The sequence below is a fragment of the Pantoea sp. Z09 genome (assembly GCF_022394795.1).
Taxonomy (GTDB): Bacteria; Pseudomonadota; Gammaproteobacteria; order Enterobacterales; family Enterobacteriaceae; genus Pantoea; species Pantoea latae.
Map to the genome: position 1 here is coordinate 2,498,118 of NZ_CP092373.1, position 14,241 is coordinate 2,512,358.

A 14,241-nucleotide genomic window follows, 5' to 3' on the forward strand; every position below is an offset into this window, starting at 1 on the left:
ACAAATGCCGTTTACAGATTACCCAATGTGGTAATTTTTGAACAGATTAAACCTGCGAGTTTTCCGCTTCCAGGCCCGCCTGTTCCGGGCTGCCGCTGCGCGTCAGCGTCGCGTCGGCGGAGAAGCCGCGCAGGCCGACAACATGAACGTGCTCGGTATTGTTAAACACTTTACGCACCAGTTTATAGGTGGTGCCTTTCTCCGGGCTGATGTTCTCCGGCGCGGCGATCACCAGCTGCATCTCCAGACGTTCGCAGAGTTCGAACAGCGTGGCGATAGAGCGCGCATCGAGACGCGCCGCTTCGTCGAGGAACAGCAGACGGCAGGGAGAGATATCCTTGCCGCGCAGGCGGCGCGACTCCTCTTCCCAGCTCTGCACCACCATCACCAGAATCGACATCCCGGTGCCGATCGCCTCGCCGGTCGACAGCGCCCCGCTCTCGGCGCGCAGCCAGCCGTCTGAGCCGCGGTTAACCTCAACCTCCATCTCCAGATAGTTGCGGTAGTCCAGCAGCTCTTCGCCAATGGTCTGCGGCGTGCGCTGGCCCATGTCGATCTGCGGGTTAAGGCGCTGATAGAGTTTCGCCAGCGCCTCGGAGAAGGTCAGGCGGTTGCTGTTGAACAGGTCCTGATGCTGCTCGTGCTCTTCCGACAGGGTATCGAGCAGCGTGGCGTGGGCTTCGCGCACGTTGACGTTGAGCCGCACGCTGCGCACCTGGCCAAAGCTCACCATCTGCAGCCCCTGGTTCAGCTGACGGATGCGGTTCTGCTCGCGCTGAATGGTTTTGCGAATGATACTGGAGACGCTGCGCGAGCTGATCGCCAGCGTCTGCTCACGCGCCGTCAGCTCCTCGGTCAGGCGGTTCAGCTCAATCTCCATCTGCTCAATCGCCTCGACCGGATCGTCGGTGCGGATGATGTCCTGACGGATGCGCTCGCGCAGATGCTGATAGACGGCGATAAAGAACTGGATCTTGCGCTCCGGGCGCTTCGGATCTTCGGACAGGCGCAGCACGTCACGCAGATGTTCGTTATCCGCCACCGCCAGACGCAGCGCGCCCAGCGCCTTATCCGACATTGAGCGCAGCTCGTCGCCGCTCAGGTAGGCCAGCTCGCGGCGGTGCAGGCGTCGCTCGACGCCGTTCTCTTTCACCAGACGCAGCACGCTGCACCAGCCCGCTTTGGCGCTCACCACCTGCTCGCGAATGCGATGGTAGTCGCGTTCCAGTACGCGCAGCCGTTTCTGCAGGTTCTCCATCTCCGCTTCGCAGAAGGTAAGCTGTTTTTCCAGCTGGTTGCGGCGCGCGCGGTTGTGGCTCAGCGCGGCGTAAAGCTCGTCGCGGCGGATGCGGGCGCGCTCTTCCGCGCTGGCGTCGGCGTGCACGCCGATATCCTGCATCTCCTGCAGCAGCTCTTTCAGCATGTCGCGTTTGGTGTCGTGCGAACTCTTCAGCGACGCCAGCACCTGGCTGTACTGCGTCAGCTGCGCGCGATGCTCGCGCAGGCGTTCACGCGCGCGGCTGCGCTCGCCTTCGGCCTGCTCCAGCTGGCGACGCAGCCTGTCGCTGAGATCGTTGTTGCCGTTCAGCATGCCGGCGGAGTCGCCGTAGCTGAAGTGGGCGCGGCGCTGCACCACTTCGGTCAGGGCGAACGCCTGCTGACGCGCCGTGCGCTGCTGCTGCTGCGCCTGCTGATAGTCCGCCTGCAGCTGTTCATGCTGTTCCGGATCGCTCTGCAGCACGCTAATCAGCGATTCCAGCTTCGTGAGTTTAGCGCCGTGCTGATGCAGGAAGCGCGCCGCGTCCTGCGCCTCTTCGACCTGCTCGCGGATTTCATCGCAGCGATCGGCCAGCGTATCATCCAGCAGCAGATTGACGCGCGGCAGCAGGCGGTTAAGCTGCGCCACGCCCTCTTTCGCCAGATCGTACTGCTGGCGCTGCTGCTGGTTGTCGCTTTCATGCTGCGCCAGCGCGCGCTCCAGCTCGGTGCGGCGGGCGTTGAACTGGCGGATCTGCGCTTCGGGATCCTCCTCGAAGGCGACCGCCAGATGCGTGCCGATAAAACGGCTGAACGACTGATGCAGACGCTGCGTTTTCTGCACGTCGAACGAGAGCGTGGCGTAGCGTTCCGCCAGGCGATCGCGCTCGATGTGCAGCTGCTCCAGCTGATTTTCACGCGCGGCGCGGCCGAACAGCGGCACTTTTGGAAAGCGAGAATAGCGCCACTGACGCTCCGCCACTTTCACCACCACCGCGTTCTGCAGCTCTTCCACGGCGAAGACGCTGTCGTCGAACGACTGCGGATCGCCCTCGATCAGGTAGAGATCTTCCGGGCACTCTTCCAGACCATCGAGCTGCTCGCGCACCAGCGACAGATCCGGCACCACAATAGCGTGGCGCGACGGGCCGTAGAGCGCCGAGAAGTAAGGCGCGTCCTCCAGCGTCACGTCGTCGTAAATTTCAGAGAGCAGCACGCCGCCGAAGCGTTCCGCCAGCTGCGTCAGGCGCGCATCTTCCGCGCCGCCAGGCTGGCTAAGGCGTTCAATTTTACGTTCGACGCTGCGTTTGCGCGCGGCGATCTCGTCGCGCTCCACTGTGGTTTCGCGCTCGCGCTCCAGCAGCTGCTGCATGTATTCGGTGATCTGCTGGCTGTTTTCCAGCGCCTCGCCGGTCTGCTCGCTAAGCTGCGTCAGGATCTCCTGCGCCGCCAGCCAGTGCGGCGCGCGCGCGGTGAGCGCGGCGATGCGCTCGCGCAGCGACTCCAGCTCCTGGCGCATCACCATGCGGCGCTCACCGGCGTCGGAGACGCTGGCGTTGAGCTGTTCGATCTGCGCTTCCAGCTCGCTGTGCAGCCCTTCCAGCGCGTCGGCGTCATAGTGCGCGCCCTGCCGTTTGCAGAACTCCGCCAGCAGACGTTCCGCCTCATGCTGCTCGCGCAGACGCTGCTCCATCTCATTCAGGCGCAGGCGCAGCGAGGAGAGCTGCTCGGCGTAGTGGCGCTGATTGGCGGCGTCGCGCAGCAGCTCGCGGCCGGTTTGCCACGCCTCCTGGCGCGGCACCTCGCCGCCGATGCTGGTGACCAGCGCCAGCGCCTGCTCGAACTGGCTGTGCGCCGCTTCCGCCACGCTCAGCTTTTGCTCCAGCCGCAGCAGGGTTTCGGTCGCTTCCTCTTCGGTCGCCTGGAAGCGCGCCTGCCACTCGTCGGCGCTGTCGAGGGTTAAATCGGGCAGCTGGCACAGCGTACGGGCGCGCTCCAGCGCCTGCAGCGCCTGCTGATACTGAATGGCGCGCGTTTGCTGCACGTCGAGCGCCTGCTGAAAATCAGCCAGCTGGTTTTTCAGCTCGTCGACCTCCAGCTCCGCCGCCTCGGCGCGCGCTTCGTTCTCTTCCTGCACTTCGCGCGCTTCCGCCACGACTTCGTTCTGCTCTTCCAGACGGTGAGTCAGCTCGTCGAGGTCAGCTTCGTAGCGCGCGATTTTTTCCTGCTGGCGCATCGCGGTCTGCACCAGATTGAGGTGGTCGCTGGCGGCCTGATAGTCCGCTTCCAGATCGCTCTCCGCCCCGCCGTGCTCGGCAAGTTCGCGCGCCATCTCGATATGGCGATACTGCTCCGACGCCAGCTGCTTGCGGCTGGAGAAGAGATCGCGGCGCAGCTGCAGCGCGTCGTCGAGGTGAATGCGTCGCTCGTTGGCGTGGCGCATATAGTCCGCCGAAACATAGCTGGTGGCTTCGGAGATCAGGTGCTTGAACAGATCGCGATCGGACTGGGTGACGCGGATCGCCTCCAGCGTCATGCGGTTTTCGCGCAGCGCCGCTTCCATATCCTGGAAGGCTTTGCGCACGCCGCTGTTTTCCGGCAGCAGATAGTCGCGCAGCGAGCGGGTAATGGCGCTGGAGATGCCGCCGTAGAGCGACGCCTCAATCAGCCGGTAGAATTTGCTGCGGTCGCCGGCGGAGCGCAGGCGGCGCGGCACGATGCCGTGCTCGAACATCATCGCGTGGTAGTCGGTGACCGAGCTGAACTGGCGGAACTGCACCCCGTCCAGCGCTTCGACGCGCTCTTTGACTTCGCTCAGCGGCAAGACGCGCGCCTGGCGGCTGCCCATGATCTCGGTCAGCATATCGGTCGGCTGGCTCTCCAGCGGCAGGCCGTGAATGCTGAACGGCTTGATATCGACCTTTTTATCGCGCCCCGCGACCTGCTGCAGACGCACACCCGCCACCACGCGCTGATGGCGCGAATTGATGACGTCGAGCATCGCATAGCAGACGCCGGCGCGCAGCTTGCCGTGCAGCCCCTTGTCGCGCGAACCGCTGGTGGCGCCCGCTTCCGTGGTGTTGCGGAAGTGCAGCAGCGTCAGGTCCGGGATCAGCGCCGTGACGAAGGCGGCCATGGTGGTGGATTTACCCGCGCCGTTGCCGCCCGATAAAGTAGTGACCAGTTCGTCGAGATCAAAGGTACGGGCAAAAAAGCCGTTCCAGTTGATCAGCGTCAGCGAACGAAATTTACCGCGTTCAATCATGCCTGTTCTTCCTCTGCGCTATCACTCGCGTCGCTGTCGCTCTCATCCTGCTCGGGGGGCGCGCTGACGCTGTCGAGCGCCATCGCTTCGCCGTCGCGGATCAGGCGCAGCTGCGCCTCGCGCGGATCGTCGCCGCTGCGCACGTCGGCGCCAAAGCGGAACACCGACTCGGTGATGCGAAATTTGCTGCTGTCGTTGCCCATAAACCACACCATGCCGAGGCGACGCAGTCGACTCAGCGAGGCGCGCATTTTCTCCTGCAGCCTGGCGCGATCGAGATCGGATCCGGTCGAACGCTGGTTCACCAGCTTCAGCAGCTTGCTCTCGTCAGCCAGCGTCAGCAGCTCGTCATACAGCTCCTGCTGGGTGAAGATGCCTTCGTTCGCCAGGCGTTCCGGGCTGAGATAGAGGTAGCAAAGCAGCTTGCCGACCATCATATCGAGTTCAGAGAGCACCGAGCGCGGGATCAGCGTGGTCGAGCGCGGACGCAGATAGAAAAAGCCCTCTGGCGCGCGGATCAGCTCCACGTTGTAGCGGGCGTAAAACTCTTCCAGAAAGCTCTGGTAATCCATCAGAAAAGCGTGCTGGTCCAGCTCTTCGATGCCGATATGGCGGCCGGCGCGCAACTGGCTGTCGAGCGCGGGAAAAATCGGATTGGCCAGTGCCTGTGCCAGCTTAAGCGGCATCACTTGTTCAATATTTGTCGATGACATGTGCCTGCACCTTGGCTCCGTAATCATTAATGGCCTGCCACTCTGCGGGCAGGCCGGCTAAATCCGCTTCTGCCACGCCGAGACGCACCGCCTGATCGACGACGATACGCGCCAGGTCAAAGTGGCGCGCCCGCGGATACTGGGCCAGATAGTCGCGCATCACCGTGGCGAGGTTGAGCGGTTTGCGCTCCGATTTGTAGCTCAGCAGCGCCTCTTCGATCATCGCCGCCAGCTGTTCGCGGATTTCGTTGAACTCTTCAAACTCCAGCTCGGCGGGCAGCTCGCCCAGCACCTCGTCGTTGCGCAGCGTGAGATCCTCGTCGCGCATATCAAAGAGACGATCGGCGTTGGCGTAGGTCAGCACCCACGGCTGGTCGAAGTAGTTCTGCACCGACTGACGCAGACGCTGCGCGAAGACGCGGTTCTTGTCCATGTCGATGGCGGTACGAATAAATTTATGCACGTGGCGGTCATAGCCGATCCACAGGTCGATCGCCTGCTGTCCCCAGCTGATAATGCGATCCAGCTTGTTTTGCAGGTCGAACACCAGCTTATCGACGAAGCCGAGATCGGGGCTGCTCAGCGTGGCGTCCTGGATGCGCAGCAGATTGGCCTGCAGCTTGTCGCCCGCCGCCTCCAGCGTATCCTGCAGCTCGCGCAGCGTGCCGGAGGTTTCCGACAGCAGCATTTCGCAGCTGGCGATCGCCGCGCGCCAGTCTTTGTTCAGCAGCTCGGCGATGTCGTTCTTCACCGCCTGCTGCTGTTCATCCATCAGGCGCTGCGTCATATCGATGCTGTCGAAAATCTCCGCCACCGAATATTTCAGCGGCGCGAAGACGTTGCGGTGCCAGTGAAACTCGTCGCCATCCTCTTCCGCCGCATCGGCGGCGCGCTTTAGCTCGCCCGCCACGATCGACAGCTGCATCGACAGGCGCAGCGTCGAGAACTCGCGCTGGCGGATGTAGTAGTCGGTGATGCCAATCGCCAGCGGCGTCAGGCGGTAGATGGCGTGCCCTTCGGTTAGTTCGCTGGTAAAACGGTTGATCAGCCGCTGGCGCACCATGTCGTTGATGGCGTTATTGGCGCGCACCACCACGGTTTCGTGAGTCTGTTCAAAGGCTTTGCTGACGTGCTGAAAGGCGTCGATCAGCTCGCCCTCACTCATTTCGCCATCCATGCGCTCGCCGTTTAGCGTGGCAATGGCCAGCAAAAAGGCCAGACGATCGACCGGCAGCGCAAGGGAAAAATCGTTCTTGCGCGCCCAGCTGACCAGCTCGGGTACCGTCTGGGAAAATTCACTCATAGTTCGTCCTTCTGCCCTGGTTTACGCGCGGTTACGTGAATGTAACGTCCCAGGCTTAAAAAGGGTTCCTGGCGACAGTAGCGTCGCTCCATCTCAAGAATGCTCGCATCGCCGCCGCCGTCTGCCGGCGGGGCTTTCATATAGTCGCTGAAGACGCGCACGCCCGTACGCTGCTCGATGTCGAAACCGCAGGCGGTAAGCCAGCGGTAGACATCTTCAGGATCGCGCGGGTAGTCCGGCGACAGGGAGCGCTTCTTCTGCTTCGCCATATTGACCCGCAGATAGCCGAAGTTACCCAGCGTCAGGTTGCGAAACACCAGGCTGTGGCGGTTAAAAAACATCAGCGACATCACGCCGCCCGGCCGCAAGGCGTCAAACAGCGCCTGCAGCGCTTTTTCAGGCTCTGCGACCCACTCAAGCACAGCGTGAAACAATACCAGATCCACCGGCGTATCCAAATGTTCGCCCACCTGCTGGACTGCGATTTGTCTGAATTGCATGTTGTGGCTCACATCCTGCGCGTCGGCATGCTGCTGCGCGCGGCGCAGCATCTCCGCCGAGAGATCGCACAGCAGGATCTGATGGCCGCGCTGCGCCAGCCCGCTGGAGATTTGCCCCAGCCCGCCGCCGGCGTCGAGCACGCGTAGCGGATCCGTGCCAAGCGTCGGCAGGATCGCCTCTAGCTCATCCCACAGGATCGCCTGACGCACCATCCCTTTGGTGGTGCCGTAAATATTTTGCGAAAATTTTTCCGCGAGATCGTCGAAGTTACGATCCTGCATGGCGTGGGCTCCGGTATGCTGCGCTCAGACTTGTGCTATTTTGTCACAGCCTCAACAAGAATGAACCTTTCATCCCCTTCTTCCTTTCCGGCTGCTGTTTTTTCGGACAACAAGGAGTTTTTTTGATGTTTTTTGCGCTGAAAAAAGTGGCGGGCGGCCTGTTGATGCCTTTACCGCTGCTGCTGCTGGTGATGGCGGCGGGCATTTTGCTGCTTTGGTTCAGCCGCTGGCAAAAAAGCGGCAAAATTTTAGTGACGCTGAGCTGGGCGCTGCTGCTGCTGTTAAGCCTGCAGCCGGTGGCCGATCGCCTGCTGCTGCCGCTGGAGTCGCGTTACGCCACCTGGAACGGCGAGCAGCCGGTTGATTTTATCGTGGTGCTGGGCGGCGGCTACACCTTTAATCCCGACTGGGCGCCGAGTTCGAATCTGATCGGCAACAGCCTGCCGCGCGTCGCCGAAGGGGTGCGTCAGTGGCGACGTCATCCGCAGGCGACGATGATTTTCACCGGCGCCGCCGCTGGGAGCAATCCGGTCAGCAACGCGCAGGTGGCGGCCTCGGTGGCGCTGAGCCTGGGGGTGCCGCAGGATCATATCCAGCTGCTGGATCGGCCGAAGGATACCGAAGAGGAAGCGCGCGCGGTGCGCGGCCTGGTCGGCCAGCGTCCTTTCCTGCTGGTGACATCCGCCAACCATATGGCGCGCGCGCTCAATTTTTTCCATGCCGCAGGCTTAACGCCGTTCGCCGCGCCCGCTAACCAGCTGGCGGTAACCTCGCCGCTTAACGGATGGGAGCGCGTCATTCCCTCGCCGCTCTGGCTCAGCCACAGCGATCGCGTCGCCTATGAGGCGCTGGGAAGCGTGTGGCAGTGGCTGAAAGGCGGCGACGCGCCCTCAGCCGAGCCAGGGCAGTAGCTGAGCGTGGGCGTAATCAAAGCGCGCGCGATCGAATTCGCCATACTGCACCAGCCCGTCGATGCAGTCCCACAGCTGGTAGAGCCAGCGCCGCCAGAGGAAGCCTTCGGCAACCGGCGCGCGGCGCAGATAGTGCTGCATCAGCGCCCTTTCTGCCGGGCTTTCGCCGAAATGGATCAGCTCATATTCGCGCGGCGCCCATAATATCGACCCAGGCTGGGTCATCGCCAGCAGCTGATCGCTGCGCGCGTTTTTAACGATGCTGGTCAGGCGGAGGTTGCCGTGCAGCATCACGCAGGGATCGTCGACGTCGCGCATGAGATGCGCCAGCTGTTCGCGGCTGCGAAACAGCACCTGGCGATCGGCGAGGGTGAAGGCGGGCGGCTGCAGATAGCTGAGCGTGGCCCATAGCACCTCCACGCGCTGGTGAAACCAGGCGGGCCAGGTGTTTTGCTGCGTGCTGTCGACGGTGCCGACCAGGCCGTGGCTGCTGATGCGATGCCAGGCGAGCAATCCCTCCACCACCTCTTCGCACAGCTGCTGCCAGCGGGCGCCATCGCGGGTCGGCGCCTCGGCGGAGACGCCGTTGAGGCGCGCCATCAGCAGCATTTCATGCACCGGCGGCTGCTGGCTCAGCACCAGGCCGTAGACCGCCGGCACGGCGATCAGCCCTTCGTGCCCGAGCAGCGCCAGCTTTTTCGCTTCCAGCGCGGCGCGCCCCTGATGACGAAAATATTTCGCCACCAGCGGCATCGGTTTGTCCTGGCGATCGTAGAGCGCATAAAGCCGCGTCGGCGGCTGGTCGCTGATGGTTTCGAGCCGGCTGACCGTCTCACCCAGCACCAGCGACAGTTCAGATTTGAGACTTTCCATGCATCCTCCTCAAGGAAAATATCACACCATCCTGGAGGCCTCAGCGGGCAAAGATACGGAAACAGATCAATAAAAAGCGCCGGGGGCGAGCCCCCGACGTTTTAGCCCTGCAGCGCGGCGCGCACGCGCGCCAGATCTTCCGGGGTATCGACGCCGACGCCCGGCACGGTTTCCGCCACGGCGACGTGGATCTTTTCGCCGTACCAGAGCACGCGCAGCTGCTCCAGCAGTTCGATACGCTCCAGCGGGCACGGCACCCAGGCGACGTAGCGACGAATAAACCCGGCGCGATAGGCGTAAATGCCGATATGGCGCAGCAGCGTGTCGCCGATCTCCTCGCGGGAGGCGGCGTAGCGCTCGCGATCCCAGGGAATGGTGGCGCGAGAGAAATAGAGCGCATAGCCCTGCGCGTCCATTACCACTTTCACCGCGTTGGGGTTGAACGCTTCTTCCGCGTCATGGATCGGCACCGCCAGCGTCGCCATGCCCGCCTGCGCGCCAGCCAGATTGGCCGCCACCTGCCGCACGATCTCCGGCGGGATCAGCGGCTCATCACCCTGCACGTTGACGATAATCTCGTCGTCGGCGAAGCCGCAGGTTTCAATCACCTCAGCCAGCCGCTCGGTGCCTGACTGATGGTCGGCGCGGGTCATGCAGACTTCGCCGCCTGCCGCCTCCACCGCCGCTTTCACGTCGGGATGATCGGTCGCGACAATCACGCGGCTGGCGCCAGAGGCGCGCGCGCGCTCCATCACATGAACAATCATCGGCTTTCCGGCGATATCAACCAGCGGTTTGCCAGGCAGACGCGTCGACGCGTAGCGCGCAGGAACGATGGCCGTGAAACTCATGGATGGATCTCTTCAACAGAGAGCGTGCGCGCCTCGTTTTCCAGCAGCACCGGAATACCGTCGCGCACCGGGAACGCCAGCGCGTCAGGTTTACAGATCAGCTCCTGCTGTGCGTTGTTGTAGTAGAGCTTGCCGTTGCATACCGGGCAGGCAACGATTTCGAGTAAACGGTGATCCATATGTCCTCCATCACGGACCGATTGCATAAGGCGCTAAGGATACCATAGCGCAGGGTCTCAGCGTGCGCGTAAAGCGGCCGCGAATCTGCGGCGCAAGCCGCAAAGCTCAGGAATTGAGCGCCCACTCAGAGGGCCAGTGCGCCCGCAGCGCGACGGGCATCTGTTCGAACAGCACGCTCTCCGCATTTTGCCATGCCGCAAAGCGGCTAATCGCCTGGCGAATATCCCTGACGAAGGCGGCGGTCACGCGCACGTCCGCTTCCAGCCAGAAGTTTTTCACCACCAGCCGTCGCGCCTGCCGCTGCATGCGCGCATCCAGCCGCGCCTTGATGACGCCGCGATGCAGCACCGGCAGCACGAAGTAGCCATATTGGCGCTTTGCCTCTGGGGTATAGCACTCGAGCCGGTAGTCGAACTGGAACAGCTCCAGCGCGCGGCGCCGATCCCACACCACCGGATCGAACGGCGACAGGATGGCGCTGTGCGTGGCGCTAAGCGGCGCGTCAAGCAGCGGCAGCAGATCGCGGTGCAGCCACATCTCCCCCAGATCCGCTACCGTGACGGGCACAATCTCGCCCGTGCGCTGCGCCTCTTCCAGGTAGGGCTTCAGCGCCACGCGCCTGAGACGGTAGTAATCCGGCAGCCAGGCGGCGCGAAAAATGCCGAGGCTGCGCGCGCTGTTGCGCAGCATCTCCCGCTTCGCGTCCGCTTCGCTGAGGGCATGCAGCGCATCCTGCCACTCGGGCAGCAGGCGCGAACGCAGATCGTAGACTCGCTGAAAATTACGCCGCTCGCTGACCATCAGCTCGCCCGCGCTGAACAGATTTTCCAGATGACGTTTGTGCGGCTTCCACGCCCACCAGCCGGGTTTGTGATCGGCGCCGCTGGCGAAGTCGGCGGCGCGCACCGGCCCCTGCTCGGCGATATGCTGCAGCAGGTCGGCGATCTCCTGCTGATGGTCGTGCACCCACTGGGCGTTATATTTCCAGCCCAGGCGCTCCGGCTCAAGCATGCGGTGGCGCAGCAGCCGGTAGTCTTCGCGTGGAATAAAGCAGGCTTCGTGCGCCCAGTACTCAAACAGTTCGCCCTGCGCCAGCGCCTGTTCCAGCCAGACAGGCGGATAGCTGCCGAGGCGGCTGAACAGCACCAGGTAGGGACTGCGCGCGACAACTTGGATGGTGTCGATTTGCAGCAGCGACATGCGGCGGATGGCGGCGAGCAGATCGGGATAGCGGGCGCGTTTTGACGGCGCGCGCAGCAGGCCCTGCGCGGCCAGATGAAGATGTCGTGCCTGTTGAAGCGAAAGCGAAAGCGTTGTGTTCATTCCCTTCCTGCGTTCGGCGTAAGTTAGCTGGCGGCCCCGTTAGCGTGATGCCGCGCCAGACGTTCAATATCATCCAGCAGCGGCGCCGTTGCGTCGTCGCTCAGCTCAGCCTCTACCGGCAGATACCACCAGTTGGGCTGGGCGAAGCCTCGACACTTCACCGCGTCTTTTTCGGTCATCAGCAGGATCTGCCCGTCGGTCAGTAATTGAGCGAGTTCCTGCTGGCTGTAGGCGTGGTGATCGGCGAAAGCGATTTCGCTGACCGGCGTGACGCCATGCTGCTTAAGGGTGGCAAAAAAACGCGGCGGATGGCCGATACCGGCCATCGCCACCACGTTGTTCAGGTCGGCGAGCGGCGCGCGCCTCTGGCTCAGCAGATTGACCGCCTCGCCTGGCCGCAGCGTCATCGCGATTTCACCCGGCTGCGCCTCGCCGCCGTTGACGATCACCGCGTCGACCTGCTGCAACCGCGACGCGCGTTCGCGCATTGGCCCGGCCGGCAGCCACCAGCCGTTGCCGAAGCGGCGCGCGCCGTCGACCACCACAATTTCGCGATCGCGCTGCAGCGCATAGTGCTGCAGCCCGTCGTCAGTAACGATAAGATCCAGCGGCTGGCTGGCGAGCAGCGCCTCGACGGCCGCGCGGCGTTTCGGCGCCACCGCGACCGGCGCGCCGCTGCGCTGGGCGATCAGCACCGGCTCGTCGCCCGCCTGAGCCGTTGGCGTGTCGCCGTTGACCAGCAGCGGATAGCGTTCTGCTTTGCCGCCGTAGCCGCGTGACACCACGCCCACCTTTAACCCACGGCGCTGCAGCGCCTGCACCAGCCAGATCGCCACGGGCGTTTTGCCATTGCCGCCCGCGGTGAGATTGCCAACCACCACGATCGGCACCGGCGCGCGCCAGCTTTTACGCCAGCCGCGCTGGTAGCTAAGGCGAATCAGGGAGGAGACGGCGCCATAGATCAGGCTGAGCGGCCACAACAGCAGCCACAGCGGCGAGCGTCCACTCCAGATGCGCTCAATCATTGCCCAAACTGCATCTTATGCAGCTGAGCATAGGCGCCCCGCTGCTCAAGCAGAACGGCATGGGTGCCGCGCTCGACGATACGGCCATCTTCCACCACCACGATTTCGTCCGCTTTTTCGATAGTCGACAGGCGGTGGGCGATCACCAGCGAGGTGCGGTTTTTCTGCAGCTCATCCAGCGCAGACTGGATCGCGCGTTCCGATTCGGTGTCAAGCGCGGAGGTCGCTTCGTCAAGGATAAGGATCGGGCAGTCACGCAGCAGCGCGCGCGCGATGGCGATACGCTGACGCTGGCCGCCGGAGAGCAGCACGCCGTTTTCGCCAATCACCGTATCCAGTCCGTGATCCATTTTGTTGATGAAGTCCATCGCGTGCGCCATGGTGGCGGCGCGCTCAATCTCTTCACGGCTGTACTGCTCGCTGCGCGCGTAGGCGATATTGTTGGCAATGGTGTCGTTGAACAGATGCACGTTCTGCGAGACCAGCGCCACCTGATTACGCAGCGAACGCAGCGTGTATTCGCGCAGGTCATGGCCGTCCAGCAGAATTTCACCCTGCTGAATGTCGTAAAAACGCGTCAGCAGGCTGGCCAGCGTCGACTTGCCTGAGCCGGAACGCCCGACCAGCGCCACGGTTTTCCCCTCCGGCAGCGCCAGGTTGATGTCGCGCAGCGCCGGCGTATCGCGGCCTGGATAGGTAAAGGTGACGTTGCGGAACTCGACGTCACCTTTGGCGCGTTTGATTTCGCGCGTGCCGGTGTCGACTTCCTGCTCGCTGTCGAGAATGGAGAACAGCGTCTGGCACGCCGCCATGCCGCGCTGGAACTGCGCGTTGACGTTAGTCAGGGACTTCAGCGGACGCATCAGTGCGATCATCGAGGAAAAGACCACGGTGATGGTGCCTGCGGTCAGCGTCTCCATCACGCTAGGGAAGCTGGCGGCATAAAGCACGAACGCCAGCGCCAGCGAGGCGATAAGCTGGATAATCGGATCGGAGATAGAGGAAGCTGACACCAGCTTCATGCCCTGCTGGCGCATGCGGTTGCTGACGCGGCCAAAGCGTTCCGATTCCACTTCCTGGCCGCCGAAGATTAGCACTTCTTTATGGCCTTTCAGCATCTGCTCGGCGCTGGTGGTGACCTGCCCCATGGTGTTCTGCATGGTTTTGCTGATGCTGCGAAAGCGCTTGGAGACCGAGCGAATCGCCAGCGAAACGATGGGCGCCAGCACAATCAGGATCAGCGACAGCTGCCAGCTGTAATAGAACATCATGATAAACAGGCCGATAATCGACGCGCCTTCGCGAACCACGGTAACCAGCGCGCTGGATGACGAGGAGGCGACCTGCTCAGAGTCATAGGTAATGCGCGACAGCAGCGTGCCGGTCGACTGCTGGTCGAAGAAGGAAACCGGCATGCCCATCATATGGCTGAAGAGGCGACGACGCATGTTCATCACCACGTTGCCGGAAACCCAGGAGATGCAGTAGCTGGAAATATAGCTGGTGACGCCGCGGATCAGCATCAGGCCGACAACGGCCAGTGGCATCCAGATCAGCACCGATTTATCCGCTTTACCAAACCCATCATCCAGTAAAGGCTTCAACAGGGAGAGCATAAGTGTGTCGCCGGCGGCGTTCAGTATCAGGGCCACAGCGGCCACGAATAAACCCGCTTTATGCGGCGCGATCATCGGCCAGAGTCGACGAAATGTCTGCCACGTTGAGAGATCTTTATCTTGATGCATTATTTATTCACGC

11 protein-coding genes are annotated in these 14,241 nt (G+C 62.8%); 1 reads left to right on the top strand and 10 read right to left on the bottom strand.

Annotated features, from left to right (window positions below):
- Positions 1-46: 46 nt before the first annotated feature.
- Genes mukB through cmoM form a run of 4 tightly spaced genes read right to left on the bottom strand, consistent with a single transcriptional unit; the run spans position 47 to position 7,320 of the window.
- Positions 47-4,522, bottom strand: coding sequence for a chromosome partition protein MukB (mukB, locus tag MC269_RS12010; RefSeq protein WP_239952545.1), 4,476 nt, complete (start codon positions 4,520-4,522; stop codon positions 47-49).
- Positions 4,519-5,235, bottom strand: coding sequence for a chromosome partition protein MukE (gene mukE, locus MC269_RS12015; protein WP_239952546.1), 717 nt, complete (start codon positions 5,233-5,235; stop codon positions 4,519-4,521). Before mukE ends, mukB begins: the two co-directional genes overlap by 4 nt.
- The gene (mukF, locus tag MC269_RS12020) at positions 5,216-6,538 is read right to left on the bottom strand and encodes a chromosome partition protein MukF (RefSeq protein ID WP_239952547.1); all 1,323 of its coding nucleotides are present in this window, start codon (positions 6,536-6,538) and stop codon (positions 5,216-5,218) included. The genes mukE and mukF overlap by 20 nt, the downstream gene beginning before the upstream one ends.
- The gene (gene cmoM / locus MC269_RS12025; protein ID WP_239952548.1) at positions 6,535-7,320 is read right to left on the bottom strand and encodes a tRNA uridine 5-oxyacetic acid(34) methyltransferase CmoM; all 786 of its coding nucleotides are present in this window, start codon (positions 7,318-7,320) and stop codon (positions 6,535-6,537) included. Before cmoM ends, mukF begins: the two co-directional genes overlap by 4 nt.
- A gap of 125 nt (positions 7,321-7,445) precedes the next feature.
- On the opposite strand from cmoM, the gene elyC reads away from it, so the two are divergent.
- Positions 7,446-8,231 carry an envelope biogenesis factor ElyC gene (gene elyC / locus MC269_RS12030; protein WP_239952549.1) on the top strand — a complete coding sequence of 262 codons (786 nt, stop codon included), beginning with the start codon at positions 7,446-7,448 and terminating at the stop codon, positions 8,229-8,231.
- On the opposite strand, the gene MC269_RS12035 is transcribed toward elyC, so the two are convergent.
- The 6 genes from MC269_RS12035 to msbA all read right to left on the bottom strand — a co-directional run bounded on the left by MC269_RS12035 (position 8,211) and on the right by msbA (position 14,228).
- Complete coding sequence (locus MC269_RS12035; protein WP_239952550.1) at positions 8,211-9,104, bottom strand: hypothetical protein; 894 nt, start codon at positions 9,102-9,104, stop codon at positions 8,211-8,213. The two genes, elyC and MC269_RS12035, sit on opposite strands and share 21 nt — an antisense overlap.
- A gap of 101 nt (positions 9,105-9,205) precedes the next feature.
- Positions 9,206-9,955, bottom strand: coding sequence for a 3-deoxy-manno-octulosonate cytidylyltransferase (kdsB, locus tag MC269_RS12040; RefSeq protein ID WP_239952551.1), 750 nt, complete (start codon positions 9,953-9,955; stop codon positions 9,206-9,208).
- The gene (locus MC269_RS12045) at positions 9,952-10,134 is read right to left on the bottom strand and encodes a Trm112 family protein (protein ID WP_081135850.1); all 183 of its coding nucleotides are present in this window, start codon (positions 10,132-10,134) and stop codon (positions 9,952-9,954) included. The genes kdsB and MC269_RS12045 overlap by 4 nt, the downstream gene beginning before the upstream one ends.
- A 106-nt stretch (positions 10,135-10,240) precedes the next feature.
- A complete protein-coding gene (locus MC269_RS12050) occupies positions 10,241-11,458 on the bottom strand; it encodes a winged helix-turn-helix domain-containing protein (protein WP_239952552.1) in 1,218 nt (405 codons plus the stop codon).
- Between the two features lie 23 nt (positions 11,459-11,481).
- The gene (gene lpxK / locus MC269_RS12055) at positions 11,482-12,483 is read right to left on the bottom strand and encodes a tetraacyldisaccharide 4'-kinase (RefSeq protein WP_239952553.1); all 1,002 of its coding nucleotides are present in this window, start codon (positions 12,481-12,483) and stop codon (positions 11,482-11,484) included.
- Positions 12,480-14,228 (bottom strand): lipid A ABC transporter ATP-binding protein/permease MsbA, encoded by a 1,749-nt coding sequence (gene msbA / locus MC269_RS12060; RefSeq protein WP_239952554.1) that lies wholly within the window; start codon positions 14,226-14,228, stop codon positions 12,480-12,482. The genes lpxK and msbA overlap by 4 nt, the downstream gene beginning before the upstream one ends.
- Positions 14,229-14,241 lie beyond the last annotated feature (13 nt).

What these genes read in the sequence shown, in the direction of transcription:
- cmoM (WP_239952548.1), bottom strand. Translation starts at nt 7,320, where the DNA reads ATGCAGGATCGTAACTTCGACGATCTCGCGGAAAAATTTTCGCAAAAT.
- MC269_RS12045 (WP_081135850.1), bottom strand. Translation starts at nt 10,134, where the DNA reads ATGGATCACCGTTTACTCGAAATCGTTGCCTGCCCGGTATGCAACGGC.
- mukB (WP_239952545.1), bottom strand. Translation starts at nt 4,522, where the DNA reads ATGATTGAACGCGGTAAATTTCGTTCGCTGACGCTGATCAACTGGAAC.
- MC269_RS12050 (WP_239952552.1), bottom strand. Translation starts at nt 11,458, where the DNA reads ATGAACACAACGCTTTCGCTTTCGCTTCAACAGGCACGACATCTTCAT.
- MC269_RS12035 (WP_239952550.1), bottom strand. Translation starts at nt 9,104, where the DNA reads ATGGAAAGTCTCAAATCTGAACTGTCGCTGGTGCTGGGTGAGACGGTC.
- lpxK (WP_239952553.1), bottom strand. Translation starts at nt 12,483, where the DNA reads ATGATTGAGCGCATCTGGAGTGGACGCTCGCCGCTGTGGCTGCTGTTG.
- mukF (WP_239952547.1), bottom strand. Translation starts at nt 6,538, where the DNA reads ATGAGTGAATTTTCCCAGACGGTACCCGAGCTGGTCAGCTGGGCGCGC.
- msbA (WP_239952554.1), bottom strand. Translation starts at nt 14,228, where the DNA reads ATGCATCAAGATAAAGATCTCTCAACGTGGCAGACATTTCGTCGACTC.
- mukE (WP_239952546.1), bottom strand. Translation starts at nt 5,235, where the DNA reads ATGTCATCGACAAATATTGAACAAGTGATGCCGCTTAAGCTGGCACAG.
- elyC (WP_239952549.1), top strand. Translation starts at nt 7,446, where the DNA reads ATGTTTTTTGCGCTGAAAAAAGTGGCGGGCGGCCTGTTGATGCCTTTA.
- kdsB (WP_239952551.1), bottom strand. Translation starts at nt 9,955, where the DNA reads ATGAGTTTCACGGCCATCGTTCCTGCGCGCTACGCGTCGACGCGTCTG.